Source organism: Mycobacterium sp. SM1 (assembly GCF_018361265.1).
Classification (GTDB): domain Bacteria; phylum Actinomycetota; class Actinomycetes; order Mycobacteriales; family Mycobacteriaceae; genus Mycobacterium.
Genome location: NZ_JAFLNH010000001.1, coordinates 1,081,922 through 1,096,687, shown reverse-complemented (window position 1 = coordinate 1,096,687; position 14,766 = coordinate 1,081,922). Strand labels below are relative to the sequence as shown.

Sequence of the window (14,766 nt, the reverse complement as noted above, 5' to 3'; positions counted from 1 at the left end):
CCTCATGCCGGCCGGCTCAGCCAGAGGTAGTCGGTGGAGGCCGTCGCGAACGGACCTCTGGCGGCGCCTGTTTGCAACACCAGATCGAACGCCTCGGCGCGCATCCGGCGGTCGGTGTACAACAGGACGACGACGCCCGCGCTAAAGGGAGCGGTGACAATCTGGCCGATGGCCAATCCGAGGTGATTCAACGTGGTGCCGATGAGAAGCGGACCGGTGGCCGACGCCCCGGCGAGCAGCACTTGGCCGGCGAGGCTGAGCGGCGCCGCGATCGCAAAGCTGACCACGGCGACCACGACCGCAGCCAGCAGCCGGATGCCGAGTACCCGCCAGAAGCTGTGGCGCACCAGCGCGATCGATCTGATTATCGCGTCGGCAAGCGGCAGCCTTTCCAGCACGATGAGCACCGGCGCAAACAACAGCAAGGTGAAGAGGTAGGCCATCGTCGCAAGCAGAGCGAGTGTCAGCGGCAAGCCGACCAGAACGGCGGCGGCGCCGCCGCCGGTCGCGGCAATGGCGGCGATGATTGTCGCCACCAGCGCGATGAGTGAGACCGTCCCGGCGGCTTCCAGCGCCACCAGGCCGATCAATGCCGGCACCCGCCCGCGGACCTTGGACCATGCCTCACCGACGGTAATCGACGAGCCGAAAACGGCCCGCCCGACGACAACGGTGAGCACCCCGTTGAGCAGAATGCTAATTATCCAGGTGGCGAGGCCGGTGACACCGGTTGACAGCATCCACGTGCCGACGTCCCCCCATGTCGGCTGGTACGACGGCTCTGTCCGCATCCGACGGGTAACGGCCAGCGGCCCGGTCTCGGCGATCAGGGCGATGACCTGCATGATCAGCACCACGGCGGTGGTCAGTCCCAGCGTCGCCCTGGGATTGGCCCGGATGTAGCCGACCGCGCCGTTGAAGATATCGGCGAGGCTCAATGGCCGTAACGGGATGATTCCGGGTGTGAATGCTCCCGGGGGCAGCGGCGGGCCACCGTAGCCCAGTGGCGGATAGCCCGGTGGTGGGCCGTAGCCCGGTGGGGAATAGCCCGGTGGGGAATAGCCCGGTGACGGACCGTAGCCCGGTGGCGGACCGTAGCTCGGTGGCGGATAGCCCGGCGGGCCACCATAGCCCGGTGGCAGCTGGCCCGGCGGCGGATAGCCCGCGGCATCGTGGTTGAGAGGCTGATCACCGGGTTCCGGATAGCCCGGGTAACCAGGCGGCAGCATGCCCACTAAAAGCCGCCGCCGTCGTCGTCGATCATGGCTCCCATCCTGTCGGCCATCGGGGCAATTCTCAACGTTGCGGTCCGTACGTGCGTCCGGTTGTTCATCACACCTCCCGGTGCCGGGCGGGTAGCGTTCGAGTCATGGCCGAACTGAAATCGCGGCTCCGGTCGGATCTGACCGAGGCGATGAAGACGCGGGACAAGTTGCGCATCGCGACCCTGCGCCTGCTGCTGGCGGCGATCCGGACCGAGGAGGTCTCCGGTAAGCAGGCCCGCGAGCTTTCCGATGACGAGGTGCTCAAGGTATTGGCCAGGGAAGCCCGGAAACGCGGTGAAGCGGCCGAGGTCTACACCCAGAACGGGCGTGGTGAACTGGCCGCCGAGGAGCACGCCGAGGCGCGGATCATCGAGGAGTATCTCCCGCCGCCGCTGACCGAGGGCGAGCTGGCCGACATCGTCGACACCGCCATCGCCCAGGTGGCCGAAGAACTCGGCGAACGGCCCGGCAGGAAGCAGATGAGCCTGGTGATGAAGGCGGCCACTGCGATGGCGGCCGGCAAAGCGGACGGCGCACGCCTGGCAGCGGCGGTGCGAGAACGTCTGTAGCAGCTGTTCGTTCGCGCCCCGTCGGCTCACGCTCGGGTCCGGGTGGCCGGGACCGGCCGACGGGCAACCGAGGGCTCGCCTTAAGGTGGGCAAGGCAAATCTACTGGCTCAATGGTTTTCGGGTGCTGCGGGTGCGAGCGAATGATGCGCAGATCGAGGCATCCGGTGCCAGCGAAGGTTTCGTCAACCGGGTCGCTCGAGGGCGCGATTCTTCGAACCGCCAGCCGCTGACCGGCCACAGCGGTCGTCTCGATACGCGCCGCTACCGCCCGGTGGTGACTTTGGTCCCCGCAGGCAGGGCGAAAGGTCGTCCCTGGTGCACCGCCTCGGCATCGCGATACTGATGGCATGGCGTTAACGAGCACACCGCTAGACCCAGGTTTTACACCTAGCGGTTGCAACCTCAAGGCCAAGGCTGGTTCAGCGGGCGATCCATCGGCGATTCGTAGGGTTCGCGGCCCGAGCCGCGCCGGCCAGTAATCGGCTCGGAACCGAATGGGCGCACGGAAGTGGTGCTGCTGTCGAGCCTGTCACCGACCGGACTTGTCCCCGCGCAGAGAGGGAGACCGTTTGATGGGTACAACGCCTCCCGGAACCGGGTTTGGGGCGGGCCTGGGGCAGTTCAACCGGCGCACCTTTATTACGGCGATCGCTGGGGGGGTGGCGCTGGCCGCATGCACCCGCTCCCCGAAGAGCATGCCGAGCGCGGGGATACCCACCGCTGCGATCGCCGCGGGCGAGGCTGCGCGCCCGCACACCGGACGCACTGTGAGCGCCACGTTGGCGCCGGCGCGGGCCGACATTGACCTGGGTGGCATTATCGCGCGCACGCTCGCCTACAACAGCACGGTACCCGGCCCACTGATCCGGGCCAATGTCGGCGACGAGCTGGCCGTCACCGTGAAAAACGGTCTTGATCACCCGACTTCGGTGCACTGGCACGGTGTCACGCTGCGTTGTGACATGGACGGTGCTGCCCCCGTCACCCCCGACATCGATGCGGGCCGGGTTTTCACCTACCGGTTCACGGTGCCGCGCCCCGGTACGTATTGGGCCCACCCGCACACCCACGATTTCGATCTCGATGCCGGGTTGTATCTGCCGCTGCTTGTCGATGACCCAGCCGAGCCCGCTGCGTATGACGCCGAATGGATCGTCATGCTGGACGACTGGACCGACGGCGTCGGGCCCAGCCCACGGCAGATCTTCGATGGGCTGCGCGCAATGTCCGACGAGCGCATGAGCGATATGCCCACGATGAGCGGCATGGCGGGTTCCTCCGGCATGGGTGGTGTCGGCTCGAGCGACCTGTTGGGCGGGGACGGCGGAGACGTCGCTTACCCCTACTACCTGATCAACGGTCGTGTTCCGTTATCGCCCAGCACGTTTAGCGCCAAACCGGGCCAGCGAGTACGGATTCGGCTCATCAACGCCGGCTCGGACACTGCGTTCCGGGTCGCGCTGGCCGGGCACCGGATGACGGTGACCCACACAGATGGCAACCCGGTGACTCCGACCGAGGTCGATGCGGTGCTGCTGGGCATGGGCGAGCGCTACGACGTGATCATCACCGCCGGCGACGGGGTTTTTCCGCTGGTGGCCGCTGCCGAAGGCAAAGACGGGCTCGCGCGGGCACTGCTGTCCACGGGCGCCGGCAACGCACCCGATGCGGCCTTTCGGCCGCCGGAGTTGAAGCGGCGAGTCGGTACCGTCGAGATGTTCAGCCCGTCACCGGCTGCCGCCTCACCGCGGACGGCCGATGTCGATCTTCACGTTCGGTTGTCGGGCCAGATGATGCCCTACGATTGGCTGATCAACGGCCATCACTTCGATGACACGCGGCCACTGCGAGTTCGCCAGGGACAGCAAGCCACCATCACGTTCGACAACACCTCGACGATGTGGCATCCCATGCATCTGCACGGCCACGTTTTCCAGGTGATGAAACCCGACGGCGGCGCGGGACCATGCAAGGACACCGTGATCGTGTTACCGAGGCAGAAACTCACCGTCGTCCTGGCGGCCGATAACCCGGGTGTCTGGATGCTGCACTGCCACAACACCTACCACATCGCGGCCGGGATGATGACCACGCTCGACTACATAACCTGACCAGCGATGCCCTCGTAAGCCGCGTTCTCGTAAGTCGGGGTGGCGGGATTTGAACCCACGGCCTCTTCGTCCCGAACGAAGCGCGCTACCAAGCTGCGCCACACCCCGCGCAAGCCACGACAGCTTATCGCACCGGTTCGCCGACTGGCCAAACCCATCGCCGCGAGCGCATCAACCCACCGTTGCGAGCGCGTCACCCCCGAATACCCGGCCGAGGGCCCAACATGAGCGTTAACCCCTCTCATCAGACGCCCGCGTAGGAAAGCGAGACGGCCCATGACGGCCTTGGGTGTGGCGGTGTTTCCACGGGCTTTTCGGCCTGGCGGTGCTGTGGCTGGTGCTGACCGGCCCGTACGATGATGGGACCGCGGCGCGAAAGCCGCGGTCGCGGACGGGGGATTACTCCCAGCGGCCGGAGCGCTCAAACTCGGCCAGCGTCTCAGCCGGCGCCGCGATGTCCAGCCCCTGGGCGGCGACCCACTCGTCGCAGAAGTAGGTGTCGGCGTAGCGGTCGCCGCTGTCGGCGAGAAGAGTGACCACCGAACCCTGGCGACCGGCGGCGAGCATCTCGGCGATCAACCCGAACGCTCCCCACAGGTTGGTGCCTGTCGACGCCCCCACGCGACGGCCCAGGACGGTGCTGGCATGGCGAGCGGCGGCGATTGACGCGGCGTCGGGCACCGAGACCATGCGGTCGACGACATCGGGCAGAAAAGACGGCTCCACCCGCGGTCGGCCGATACCCTCGATGCGCGACGACGCGTTGATGACGATGTCGTAGCGGCCTTCGGAGTAGGCGGGGTAGAACGCGGAGTTTTCGGGGTCGACCACGCACAACCGGGTGGCGTGCCGCCGGTAGCGGATGTAGCGGCCGATCGTCGCGCTGGTGCCGCCGGTGCCGGCGCCGACCACAATCCATTCGGGAACGGGGTGCTTTTCTTCGCGCATTTGCACATAGATCGACTCGGCGATGTTGTTGTTGCCGCGCCAGTCGGTGGCCCGCTCAGCGTTGGTGAACTGATCGAGGTAGTGCCCGCCGGTCTCCTTGGCGATGCGCTCGGCCTCGGTGTAAAGCTGACTCGAGTGTTGCACGAAATGGCAACGTCCGCCTTGCGATTCAATCAAAGCTATCTTTGAGGCGCTGGTGGATGCGGGCATCACCGCGATGAATGGCAGACCCAGCAGTGCGGCGAAGTACGCCTCGGACACCGCGGTTGAGCCCGATGACGCCTCAACCACCGTGGTGCCCTCGCCGATCCAGCCGTTGCACAGCGCGTAGAGAAACAGCGACCGCGCCAACCGGTGTTTGAGGCTGCCGGTGATGTGTGTCGTCTCGTCTTTGAGGTAGAGCTCAACGTCAGCGTCTGCGCACCACGCCGACGGCAGCGGATAGCGCAACAGGTGGGTGTCGGCGCTACGACGGGCGTCGGCCTCGATCAGCCGGATCGCGTTGTCTGTCCAGTCGCGGGGACGGCAGCGCAGCGCAACTTGGGTGCGTTGGCTCAACGCACCGACGCTATGGGTTGCGACCGTCCCCGGGTGGTGCGCGAGTCACGGCCTCCGATCGGCGCGGCGATCAACGTCAGCAACGTGGCTTCGGGACGGCAGCAAAACCGCAGCGGCGCGAACGGCGAGGTGCCGATGCCGGCCGAGACGTGCAATCGCATGCTGGCACCCCAGCGCGACGCCCCCTTCACCCGGGACCGGTCCAGACCGCAGTTGGTCACCACGGGCCCGTAAAACGGCAAGCACAGCTGCCCGCCGTGGGTGTGGCCGGCCATAACCAGTTGGTAGCCGTCCGCGGCGAAACGATCCAGCACTTGCGGCTCCGGCGTATGGGTCAGCCCCAACCGCAGGTTGGCAGCCGGATTCGCCGGCCCGGCGATGGTGTCGTAGCGATCCCGGCCGATGTGCGGGTCGTCCACGCCGGCGGCGGCAATGAGCGAGCCGGCCACTTCGAACTCGCGACGAGTGTGGGTCAGGTCCAGCCAGCCGCGCTCGGTGAACGCCGCCCGTAAATCCTGCCACGGCAGCGGCCGACCGTGCGCGCGGTGGGACGGGTTGACCACGTAGTTCAGCGGGTTCTTCACCCGCGGCCCGAAGTAGTCATTGCTGCCGAACACGAAAACGCCGGGCAGTGAGAGCAGGTCACCGAGCGCCTGCACGACCGCGGGCACCGCTTTTGGGTGCGCCAGGTTGTCGCCGGTGTTCACCACCAGATCGGGCTCCCAGCTCGCCAGCTCCCGCAGCCAGGCCTGTTTGCGACGCTGGCCGGGTCGCATGTGGATGTCGCTGATGTGCAGCACCCGCAGCGGTGACGAACCAGGGGTCAGCACGGGAAGGGTCAGCTCACGCACCACGAACGCATTACGCTCGATAAGCGCGGCGTAACCGATGCCGGCAATGGCCGAGCCGAGCACGACGGCGCCGGCGCGTTTCAGGGCGACAGGGTCTGAGACGACAGCCATGATCGCCAGCCTACTGCCGCTCGCGGTATGGCACCGCAGCGCGTTCCTGCAGTTTTATGGTGGCGATGGCGCCAGGGGCGGGGGTGGCGGCAATAGCGGAATCGTGATCGGCGGCAGGCCGGGGATCTCCACGACTTGCGAGCCCGGCGGCGAGGACAGGCCTTCCGGCGGTGGCGGCGGGGCCGGCGGGATGCCGTTACTGGTCTGGATGGTGATCACCGCACCCGGGATGGTTTGGCCGCTCGGTGACGTGCCGACCACCTCGCCGTATTTCGCGCTGCTGTTGACTGGTGTGGGTTGGTCGGCGACCTGGAAACCGGCGTCCTTCAGGCGCTGCCGCGCCGCGTTCAGGTCGAGGCCGGCAACGCTTGGGACCCGCGAGTTGGCGTTGCCGTCGACGTAGCGCGGGTCCGTCGGGGGCAGGTGAACTTCACCGAAGTTGTTGGCAATCGGCTTCATCGCGGTGAACCAGGTGCGCGCCGGCTCGTTGCCGCCGAACAGATCGCCGTCACTGCAGCGGCGCAGCGGATTGGAACACAGATCCGACGGTGTGCTCGAGTCATCGAAGATGTAATTGGCGGCCGCGTATTGATTGGTAAAACCGACGAATCCGGAGGATCGGTGCGCCTCGGTGGTGCCGGTCTTGCCGGACATCGGCAGGTTCCAGCCCGCTGCCGCCGCCGACACCGATGCGGTGCCGCCGGCCTGAGAGTCCTTACTCAGCGCGTTGGCCAGCGTGTTGGCCAGCCCTTCGGGGACCACCTGCTCACAGGGCTCGGTGGTGACGGCAAGTTCTTTGCCGTCTCGATCCACCAGCTTGTCGATCGGGCTCGGTGGGCACCACACGCCGCCGGATGCCAGGGTCGCCGCCACGTTGGACAGCTCCAGGGCGTTGAGCTCGAACGGCCCCAAGGTGAACGACCCGATGTTCTGCCGTTTGATGAAATCCGCCAGGCTCTCATCGCTGTCGGGGTCATAGTCGCGAGCGGTCCCGGGCTCGGCGTAGGACCTCAGGCCGAGCTTGACGGCCATGTCGACCGCGCGCGGCACCCCAACCAGCGAGATCAGTTTGGCGAAGGCGGTGTTGGGCGAGGTGGCCAGCGCGTCGGTCACGCTCATCGGCGAGCGGTAGCTGCCCGCGTTGACCACGCACCAGGTTTCCTTAGGGCACCCCTTGGCGCCACCGCTTCCCATCCCTTTGGCCTGGAACTGGCCCGGAACCTCGAGTTGGGCATTAATGCCCATCCCCATGTCCAGCGCGGCGGCGGTGGTGAAAATCTTGAAGATGGACCCTGCGCCGTCGCCGACGAGGGAGAACGGCTGTGGCCGCATGGTCTCACCGGCGTCGCCGTCCAGTCCGTATCTGCGGTTGCTGGCCATCGCCAGCACCTTGTGGGAGCGTTTACCCGGTTTGATCACGCTCATCACGCTGGCGATCCCCGGCAGGTCGGGGCTGGCGAACTTGTCGATCGCCTGCTTGACCGGGGCCTGCACGTCGGGGTCGAGCGTGGTGTGGATCGTATAGCCACCCCGCGCCAGTTGCTCTTTGCTGATCCCGGCGCGCGCTAGATACTCCTGCACGTAGTCGCAGAAGAATGCGCGGTCACCTGCGGCAATGCAGCCACGCGGGAGCTCCTTGGGCCGCGGCAGGATCCCCAACGGCTCCGCCTTGGCCGCCCGCAACGCGTCGGCTTCTTTGGGCAGGTTCTCGATCATGGTGTCCAGCACGAGGTTTCGCCGGGCCAGCGCGCCTTCAGGATTGGTGTAGGGGTTAAGCGCGCTGGTCGATTGCACCAGCCCGGCCAGCAGCGCCGCCTGCTGCCAGTTCAGGTCGGACGCGTTCACGCCGAAGTAGGTTTGCGCGGCGTCTTGCACGCCGAACGAGTTGTTGCCGAAGGACACCAGATTCAGGTATCGGGTCAGGATCTCCGGCTTGCTGAACGTCTTGTCGAGGGTAAGGGCCATCCGGATTTCGCGCAGCTTGCGTGCCGGAGTCGTTTCGATGGCCGCCCGTTTTTCCGCGTCGGTCTGCGCGGTTACCAGCAGCAGGTAGTTCTTCACGTACTGCTGCTCGATGGTCGAACCGCCTCGGGTGTCAAGGTTGCCGGATGCGTAGCCGGCCAGCCCGGTCAGCGTTCCCTTCCAGTCCACCCCGTTGTGTTCGGCGAATCTTTTGTCCTCGATCGACACGATCGCCAGCTTCATGGTGTTGGCGATTTTGTTGCTGGGCACCTCGAACCTGCGCTGCGAGTACAGCCAGGCGATGGTGTTTCCCTTGGCGTCGACCATCGTCGTGACCGCCGGCACGTCGCCCCGTAACAGTTGAGCGGAGCCGTTGGCAACGACCTCTGAGGCCCGGTTGGACAGCAGACCGATTCCGCCGGCCACAGGGAACATGAGCGCGGCGGCAATGACCCCAGCGAGCAGGCAGCATCCGGCGATCTTGAGGACCGTGATCGTGGTCCCGGAGCGCTCCGACATGGCTCCCACAGTAGCGAGACTCGGGGGCGGCCTCTACGAACCAGTCAGCATGATTCGCCAGGATTGGCGTGCAGTGATCGGTGGTCCTCGGGCGATAGCCGGGCCGATATTATCGCCAGCGTCACTGGTCAGCGCCTTGTCTAGCGGCCTGATCGAGCCGACCAGGCCCGTGCGTCCATCTCGGACGGCACGCTTGTCCCAAAAAAGCCTGTATCGGACTGTTGCGCAATTGCCACCTGAGCACCTAACTTAGACACACACTGAGACATAGGTAACACCGACGTCGGGATGATGTGGCGTAGATCGCATCGTGGTCTGCACGCCAGGATGATGCCGTTACGCAGTAGCGGCCGGAGGCGAAGGGGAACGCTGGTGTCAGGTACACGAACCGCGGCGCGCAAGACCAACACCGCGTCCGCTCACACTACACTACGTCGCATTGATGCCGAGTCCCGCATCGCCTGGGTGTCTAAGGCGCTGTGCCGCACCGCCGACCCTGACCAACTTTTCGTCCGCGGAGCCGCGCAACGTAAGGCCGCGGTGATCTGCCGGCACTGTCCGGTCATGCTGGAATGCGGTGCCGACGCGCTGGACAACCGGGTGGAGTTCGGTGTCTGGGGCGGCATGACCGAGCGCCAGCGCCGCGCCCTGCTCAAACAGCACCCGGAAGTGGTGTCGTGGGCGGAGTTCTTCGCCGCGCAGCGCAAGCATCGCAACGCTGGCTGAGCCGGGCCGGTTCCTCAGCGGGCCAGTGCCCGGCCCGCATCGTCACCGCCGGGATTCGTGGGGCCGGTTCCTCAGCGGGCCAGTGCCCGGCCCGCATCGTCACCGCCGGGATTCGTGGGGCCGGTTCCTCAGCGGGCCAGTGCCCGGCCCGCATCGTCACCGGCCGAAGTCATCTGGTCGGCGATTGCGCGCAGTGCCTCCAGGTCGGAGACGTCAAACGGCAGTGACGGCACCCCGACAATCGCGACGTGTGGATTTGCTGCGGTGAATCGTGACAGCAGCCGGATTTCCCGTTTGGCGACCTGCGCGCGGTCGGCGTGAATTTTCAACACCGCGGTTGTGAGGGTCGTAGCGGGGTCTTCGGTGTCGCCGGCCTCAGCCTGCAACGTTTCGGCGGCGTCAATCGCGCGCTCCACCGGCAGGGCACACAACATGGGATGGGTACGGTTCAAGATGAGACCCGCCAGCGGCATGCCCTCCTCCGATAACCGGTCGACGAAAAAGGATGCCTCCCGCAGCGCATCCGGCTCGGCCACCGACACCACAACGAACTGGGTACCGTGCCGCTTCAGGAGCGCATAGGTGCGATCCGCCTTCGCCCGGAAGCCACCGAAGGTGGCATCCAGCGACTGTACGAACGTCGCTGCATCGGAAAGCATCTGCGAACCGAGCACCGTCGATAACGCCCTCATTGCCAAGCTCATCGCGCTGGTTACCAGCCGCCGGATTCCCCGCCCCGGGCCCAGCAACAACCGCCACAGTCGGCTATCCATGAAGCTGCCCAACCGTTTTGGTGCGTCCAAAAAGTCCAAAGCATTGCGCGACGGAGGGGTGTCCACCACCACCAGGTCCCAGCGATCCTGGCTGAGCAGCTGGCCCAGTTTCTCCATGGCCATGTACTCCTGCGTCCCGGCAAGTGACGTGGCGACGGTTTGATAAAACTGGTTATCCAGAATCGCCTGCGCGCGTTCCGGGCCGGAATACTGGATTACCATCTCGTCGAACGTGCGGCGCATGTCGAGCATCATCGCGTGCAGCTCGCCCGGAACTTCAGGCTCCAGTGGCACACGCTGCGGTGTGTTGCCGAGGTCGTTGATTCCCAGCGCTTGCGCCAGTCGTCTAGCCGGATCGATCGTCAGCACCACCACGGTGCGGCCGTATTCGGCGGCCCGCAGGGCCATCGCCGCGGCGGTGGTGGTTTTGCCGACGCCGCCGGCGCCGCAGCACACCACCACCCGGGTACCGACGTCGGCCAAGATTGACGCCATGTCCAAAGGCGGTGGTGTGTGCATCGAATGACTCATCGAACACCCTGCTGGATAAGGGATTCGGAGAGTTCGTAGAGGCTTCCGAGGTCAACCCCGTCGGTGATCGTCGGCAGCTCCAGCCTCGGTACGTGCAGCGCATCGAGTTGCTCTGCGGTCTGCGCACGGGCGGTAATCCGGGTCGCGTGCTGGATGGACTCGGTGAGCAGACCGGCGAAGTCGGCGTCGCTCAACGTGATTCCCGCCCTGGCCAGCCCGGTCCGCACCGCGTCGCCATCCACATCACCCTCGGCGGCCTTTGCCAAGTCGTCCGGCCGCAGATAGGCCGGGATGTTGCGGTTGACGATGACACTGCCGATCGGCAGGCTCAGCGCGACGAGCTCGTCGATTGCCTCCATGGTCTCCTGCATCGGCAGCGCCTCCAGCAATGTCACCACATGGATGGCGGTCTGGTCGGAGTGCAACAGCTTGACCACGCCCTCGCTCTGCGCGTGCACCGGCCCGCCCTTCGCCAGCTCGGAAACCGCCTTGGTGACATCGAGGAAGCGCGCGATGCGTCCGGTTGGGGGCGCATCAACGACGACGGCGTCATAGACCGGCAGGCCGTTTTTGTCGACACGCGTGACGACTTCTTTGATCTTGCCGGTGAGCAACACGTCACGCAGACCGGGGGCGATCGTCGTCGCGAATTCGATGGCACCGATGCGTCGCATCGCCCGTCCCGCGATGCCCAGGTTGTAGAACATGTCGAGGTATTCCAGAAATGCCGCCTCGATGTCGATCGCCAGCGCGAGGACATGACCGCCATGTTCTGCGGTCGCGATCTTCACCTCCTGATAAGGCAGCGGCGGAACGTCGAAGAGTTGCGCAATCCCTTGACGCCCTTCGACTTCGACGAGCAAGACCGTGCGGCCGCCCGATGCCAGCGCCAGCGCCAGCGCGGCCGCGACAGTCGACTTGCCGGTACCGCCTTTGCCCGTGACGAAATGCAGGCGGGCCTTCGATAGGCGTGTCGGCCAGCAGGGGGAACCGCCGTCACCGAGCGTGGTTGCCACCAGTGCATGCTAGCCCGAGTTCCGTCCCCGCCCTGGCGAGCGGGGACTCGCCCGACCCCGCGCGCGTTGCCGGGGGGCAGCGGTGCTGCACGGCCGGGCGAATATGCTCGCGTTATGACCCGACCGACCGCCTGGGAGTACGTCACGGTTCCGCTATTGACGCACGCCACCAAACAGATCCTCGACCAGTGGGGCGCCGACGGCTGGGAGCTGGTTGCGGTATTGCCCGGTCCGACCGGTGAGCAGCACGTCGCCTACCTGAAACGCCCGAAGTGAACGCGCCGCGTGCATCGGAGCGGCTCGGGCAGCTCGGTGTCACGCTTCCGGAAGTCGTGACGCCGCTGGCGTCCTACGTGCCGGCGGTGCGCACCGGAAACCTCGTCTACACCGCGGGCCAGCTGCCGATGAAGGCCGGCGAGCTGGTGCGCACCGGCAAGGTCGGCGCGAAGGTCAGCCCCGAAGAAGGCGCTGCGCTGGCACGGGTCTGCGCGCTTAACGCGCTGGCCGCGGTCGATTCTCTGGTCGGTATCGACGCGGTGACCCGGGTGGTCAAGGTGGTCGGGTTCGTCGCTTCGGCGCCGGGTTTCAACGGCCAGTCCAGTGTCGTCAACGGCGCGTCCGATCTGCTCGCCCAGGTGTTCGGGGATCACGGCGCGCATGCCCGTTCGGCGGTCGGTGTGTCCGAGTTGCCGCTGAACGCGCCGGTGGAGATCGAGTTGATCGTAGAGGTCGGTTGACGAGCGTGACCGAGGCCGCCCAGTCGCTGACTCATCCCGCCTATGGCCGGCTGCGGCCGGTCACCGAGACCGCATCGGTGCTGTTGGCCAACAATCCCGGGTTGATGACGCTCGACGGCACCAACACCTGGGTGTTGCGCCGACCCGGCAGCGACGAGGTCCTCGTCGTCGATCCCGGCCCCGACGACGATGACCACATCACCCGCGTCGCCGGTGCCGGCCGCATCGCGCTGGTTCTGATCAGTCACCGCCACGGTGACCACACTGGCGGCATCGACGGGCTGGTCGAACGCACCGGTGCGCCCGTGCGGGCGGCCGGCAGCGCGTTCTTGCGGGGACCGGGGGGGCCGCTAACCGACGGGGAGGTAATCCACGCGGCAGGTCTGACGATCACCGTGCTGGCGACCCCGGGTCACACCGCCGACTCGCTGTCATTCGTCCTCGACGATGCGGTGCTGACCGGTGACACCGTGCTGGGTCGCGGCACCACCGTCATCGACACCGAGGACGGCAGCCTGGCCGACTATCTGGAGTCGCTTCGGCGGCTGCAGGGCCTGGGCCGGCGTGTCGTCCTGCCTGGACACGGGCCCGATTTGCCGGATTTGCACGCTGCGGCGACGGGATATCTGACGCACCGAGAAGAGCGCCTGCAGCAGATTCGTTCGGCGCTGGCCGAACTCGGCGACGACGCCAGCCCCCGTCGGATCGTCGAGCACGTCTACGCCGACGTCGACGAGGAACTCTGGGATGCCGCCGAATGGTCCGTGCGGGCGCAGTTGGACTATCTGCGCCGACGCTGAGCCTGCCCCCGGCGCGCCGGCCGTGGGGCCGGGGCCACGGTCGTGGCTCTGCGTGAACTCACCGCGCCCGGGCTCACCTGGCCCGGCGGGCCAGGCGTTCCGAGTCCGAGATCAGCACACTCTTACCCTCCAAGCGGATCCAGCCGCGGTGGGCAAAATCGGCCAGGGCCTTGTTCACCGTCTCCCGGGACGCCCCCACCAGCTGCGCAATTTCTTCCTGCGTCAGGTCGTGGGTGACCCGCATTGCGCCACCCTCCTGAGTGCCGAAACGCTGGGCCAGCTGCAGCAGCTGCTTGGCGACCCGCCCGGGCACGTCGGTGAAGATGAGGTCGGCCAGGTTGTTGTTGGTGCGGCGCAGTCGGCGGGCCAGCACACGCAGCAGTTGCTCGGCGATTTCGGGACGATCGGCAATCCATGCGCGTAGCGCGTCGCGGTCCATCGACACCGCCCGCACCTCGGTGATCGTCGTAGCGCTGGAGGTCCGTGGCCCTGGGTCGAAGATCGACAACTCGCCGAACATGTCGGACGGCCCCATGATGGCCAGCAGGTTTTCCCGCCCGTCCGGGGAGCGGCGGCCGATCTTGACCTTGCCCGAAATGATGATGTACAGCCGATCGCCGGGTTCCCCTTCAGCGAAAATCGTGTGCCCGCGCGGAAAGTCGACGGGCTGCAGCTGTTTAGTCAGCGCGGCGACGGCGCTGGGTTCCACTCCCTGGAAGATTCCGGCCCTCGCCAGGATCTCGTCCACGTTGCCCCTTATTCATTGCTGGTTGGATGGTTGCGGTACCCGCGAGCCGATCGCCCTGTCATCCTCCGGCGCTGCGCGGTCACCACGTTGGCCGCTCGGCCATCCATCCGCTGGTGAGACTGAGTCTAGAGGTAGGCCATCGGTTCGACGTGCCAACGCTACACATGATCGGCGTGACGAGTCGGCTTAAACTGCGGATTGGGCTGGGAACGCCGATGTCGCCGGGTGGTCGGGGCGGGCCCGAGGGCTATCACGGTGGCGGCGGACAACGGGTCGGCGTGATGTTTGCCCGCGGTGGGGTTGCGCGCCGGGGCGTCGGTGAGTCGCTCAGCCCGGCGCCGATGCAGGTGGTCCAGGGCCTTGGGCATCCCTTCCCGGGCCAGTGTGCTCACGTCGACGGCCTCGGCATGCTCGAGAAACTCTGCGACGTCGCTGGCCGTGACGGCGTCGTGGGCCAGCCACCGTTCCAGCCGCCCCAACCCGAGCGTCACCAGCATCAACAGCCCCGGCACCAGGGTGACCAGCAACCAAGACACAAGG

At 66.5% G+C, this 14,766-nt stretch carries 14 protein-coding genes and 1 tRNA gene; 6 read left to right on the top strand and 9 right to left on the bottom strand.

Translation table 11 applies throughout. The annotated features are described in order from the left end of the window. Positions 1-2 precede the first annotated feature (2 nt). Entirely contained in the window at positions 3-1,235 is a 1,233-nt protein-coding gene (locus tag MSM1_RS05135) for a glycerophosphoryl diester phosphodiesterase membrane domain-containing protein (protein ID WP_213440491.1), read from the bottom strand. 134 nt (positions 1,236-1,369) lie between these two features. On the opposite strand from MSM1_RS05135, the gene MSM1_RS05130 reads away from it, so the two are divergent. Together MSM1_RS05130 and MSM1_RS05125 are read left to right on the top strand one after the other, a co-directional pair. Continuing rightward, positions 1,370-1,834, top strand: a complete 465-nt coding sequence (locus MSM1_RS05130; protein WP_213440490.1) for a GatB/YqeY domain-containing protein — start codon at positions 1,370-1,372, stop codon at positions 1,832-1,834. Positions 1,835-2,407: 573 nt separating this feature from the next. Then, the gene (locus MSM1_RS05125; RefSeq protein WP_213440489.1) at positions 2,408-3,946 is read left to right on the top strand and encodes a multicopper oxidase family protein; all 1,539 of its coding nucleotides are present in this window, start codon (positions 2,408-2,410) and stop codon (positions 3,944-3,946) included. A gap of 34 nt (positions 3,947-3,980) precedes the next feature. Here the strand turns inward: MSM1_RS05125 and MSM1_RS05120 are convergent. The 4 genes from MSM1_RS05120 to ponA2 form a co-directional block, all read right to left on the bottom strand. Next, positions 3,981-4,054 (bottom strand) — tRNA-Pro (locus tag MSM1_RS05120). A 291-nt stretch (positions 4,055-4,345) separates the two neighbouring features. Then, positions 4,346-5,452, bottom strand: a complete 1,107-nt coding sequence (locus tag MSM1_RS05115) for a PLP-dependent cysteine synthase family protein (RefSeq protein ID WP_213440488.1) — start codon at positions 5,450-5,452, stop codon at positions 4,346-4,348. Next, positions 5,449-6,414 (bottom strand): metallophosphoesterase, encoded by a 966-nt coding sequence (locus MSM1_RS05110; RefSeq protein WP_213440487.1) that lies wholly within the window; start codon positions 6,412-6,414, stop codon positions 5,449-5,451. Before MSM1_RS05110 ends, MSM1_RS05115 begins: the two co-directional genes overlap by 4 nt. A gap of 54 nt (positions 6,415-6,468) precedes the next feature. Continuing rightward, complete coding sequence (ponA2, locus tag MSM1_RS05105) at positions 6,469-8,895, bottom strand: transglycosylase/D,D-transpeptidase PonA2 (RefSeq protein ID WP_213440486.1); 2,427 nt, start codon at positions 8,893-8,895, stop codon at positions 6,469-6,471. Between the two features lie 372 nt (positions 8,896-9,267). Here ponA2 and MSM1_RS05100 point away from each other — a divergent pair, with 372 nt between their 5' ends. Then, positions 9,268-9,621: a WhiB family transcriptional regulator gene (locus tag MSM1_RS05100; protein WP_213440485.1), complete on the top strand. Its 354-nt coding sequence runs from the start codon at positions 9,268-9,270 to the stop codon at positions 9,619-9,621. Between the two features lie 128 nt (positions 9,622-9,749). On the opposite strand, the gene MSM1_RS05095 is transcribed toward MSM1_RS05100, so the two are convergent. Then, positions 9,750-10,913 (bottom strand): ArsA family ATPase, encoded by a 1,164-nt coding sequence (locus tag MSM1_RS05095; protein WP_213440484.1) that lies wholly within the window; start codon positions 10,911-10,913, stop codon positions 9,750-9,752. 8 nt (positions 10,914-10,921) lie between these two features. Next, positions 10,922-11,944 carry an ArsA family ATPase gene (locus MSM1_RS05090; RefSeq protein WP_213441453.1) on the bottom strand — a complete coding sequence of 341 codons (1,023 nt, stop codon included), beginning with the start codon at positions 11,942-11,944 and terminating at the stop codon, positions 10,922-10,924. Positions 11,945-12,055: 111 nt separating this feature from the next. Between MSM1_RS05090 and MSM1_RS05085 the strand changes: the two genes are divergently transcribed. Genes MSM1_RS05085 through MSM1_RS05075 form a run of 3 tightly spaced genes read left to right on the top strand, consistent with a single transcriptional unit; the run spans position 12,056 to position 13,478 of the window. After that, positions 12,056-12,217, top strand: a complete 162-nt coding sequence (locus tag MSM1_RS05085; RefSeq protein ID WP_213440483.1) for a DUF4177 domain-containing protein — start codon at positions 12,056-12,058, stop codon at positions 12,215-12,217. After that, positions 12,214-12,678 carry a RidA family protein gene (locus MSM1_RS05080; protein ID WP_213440482.1) on the top strand — a complete coding sequence of 155 codons (465 nt, stop codon included), beginning with the start codon at positions 12,214-12,216 and terminating at the stop codon, positions 12,676-12,678. The genes MSM1_RS05085 and MSM1_RS05080 overlap by 4 nt, the downstream gene beginning before the upstream one ends. Positions 12,679-12,683: 5 nt before the next feature. After that, positions 12,684-13,478: an MBL fold metallo-hydrolase gene (locus MSM1_RS05075; protein WP_213440481.1), complete on the top strand. Its 795-nt coding sequence runs from the start codon at positions 12,684-12,686 to the stop codon at positions 13,476-13,478. A gap of 73 nt (positions 13,479-13,551) precedes the next feature. Here the strand turns inward: MSM1_RS05075 and crp are convergent, their stop codons facing one another. Both crp and MSM1_RS05065 read right to left on the bottom strand, forming a co-directional pair. After that, positions 13,552-14,226 (bottom strand): cAMP-activated global transcriptional regulator CRP, encoded by a 675-nt coding sequence (crp, locus tag MSM1_RS05070; RefSeq protein WP_213440480.1) that lies wholly within the window; start codon positions 14,224-14,226, stop codon positions 13,552-13,554. Positions 14,227-14,384: 158 nt separating this feature from the next. Further along, positions 14,385-14,723, bottom strand: a complete 339-nt coding sequence (locus tag MSM1_RS05065; protein ID WP_213441451.1) for a hypothetical protein — start codon at positions 14,721-14,723, stop codon at positions 14,385-14,387. Positions 14,724-14,766 lie beyond the last annotated feature (43 nt).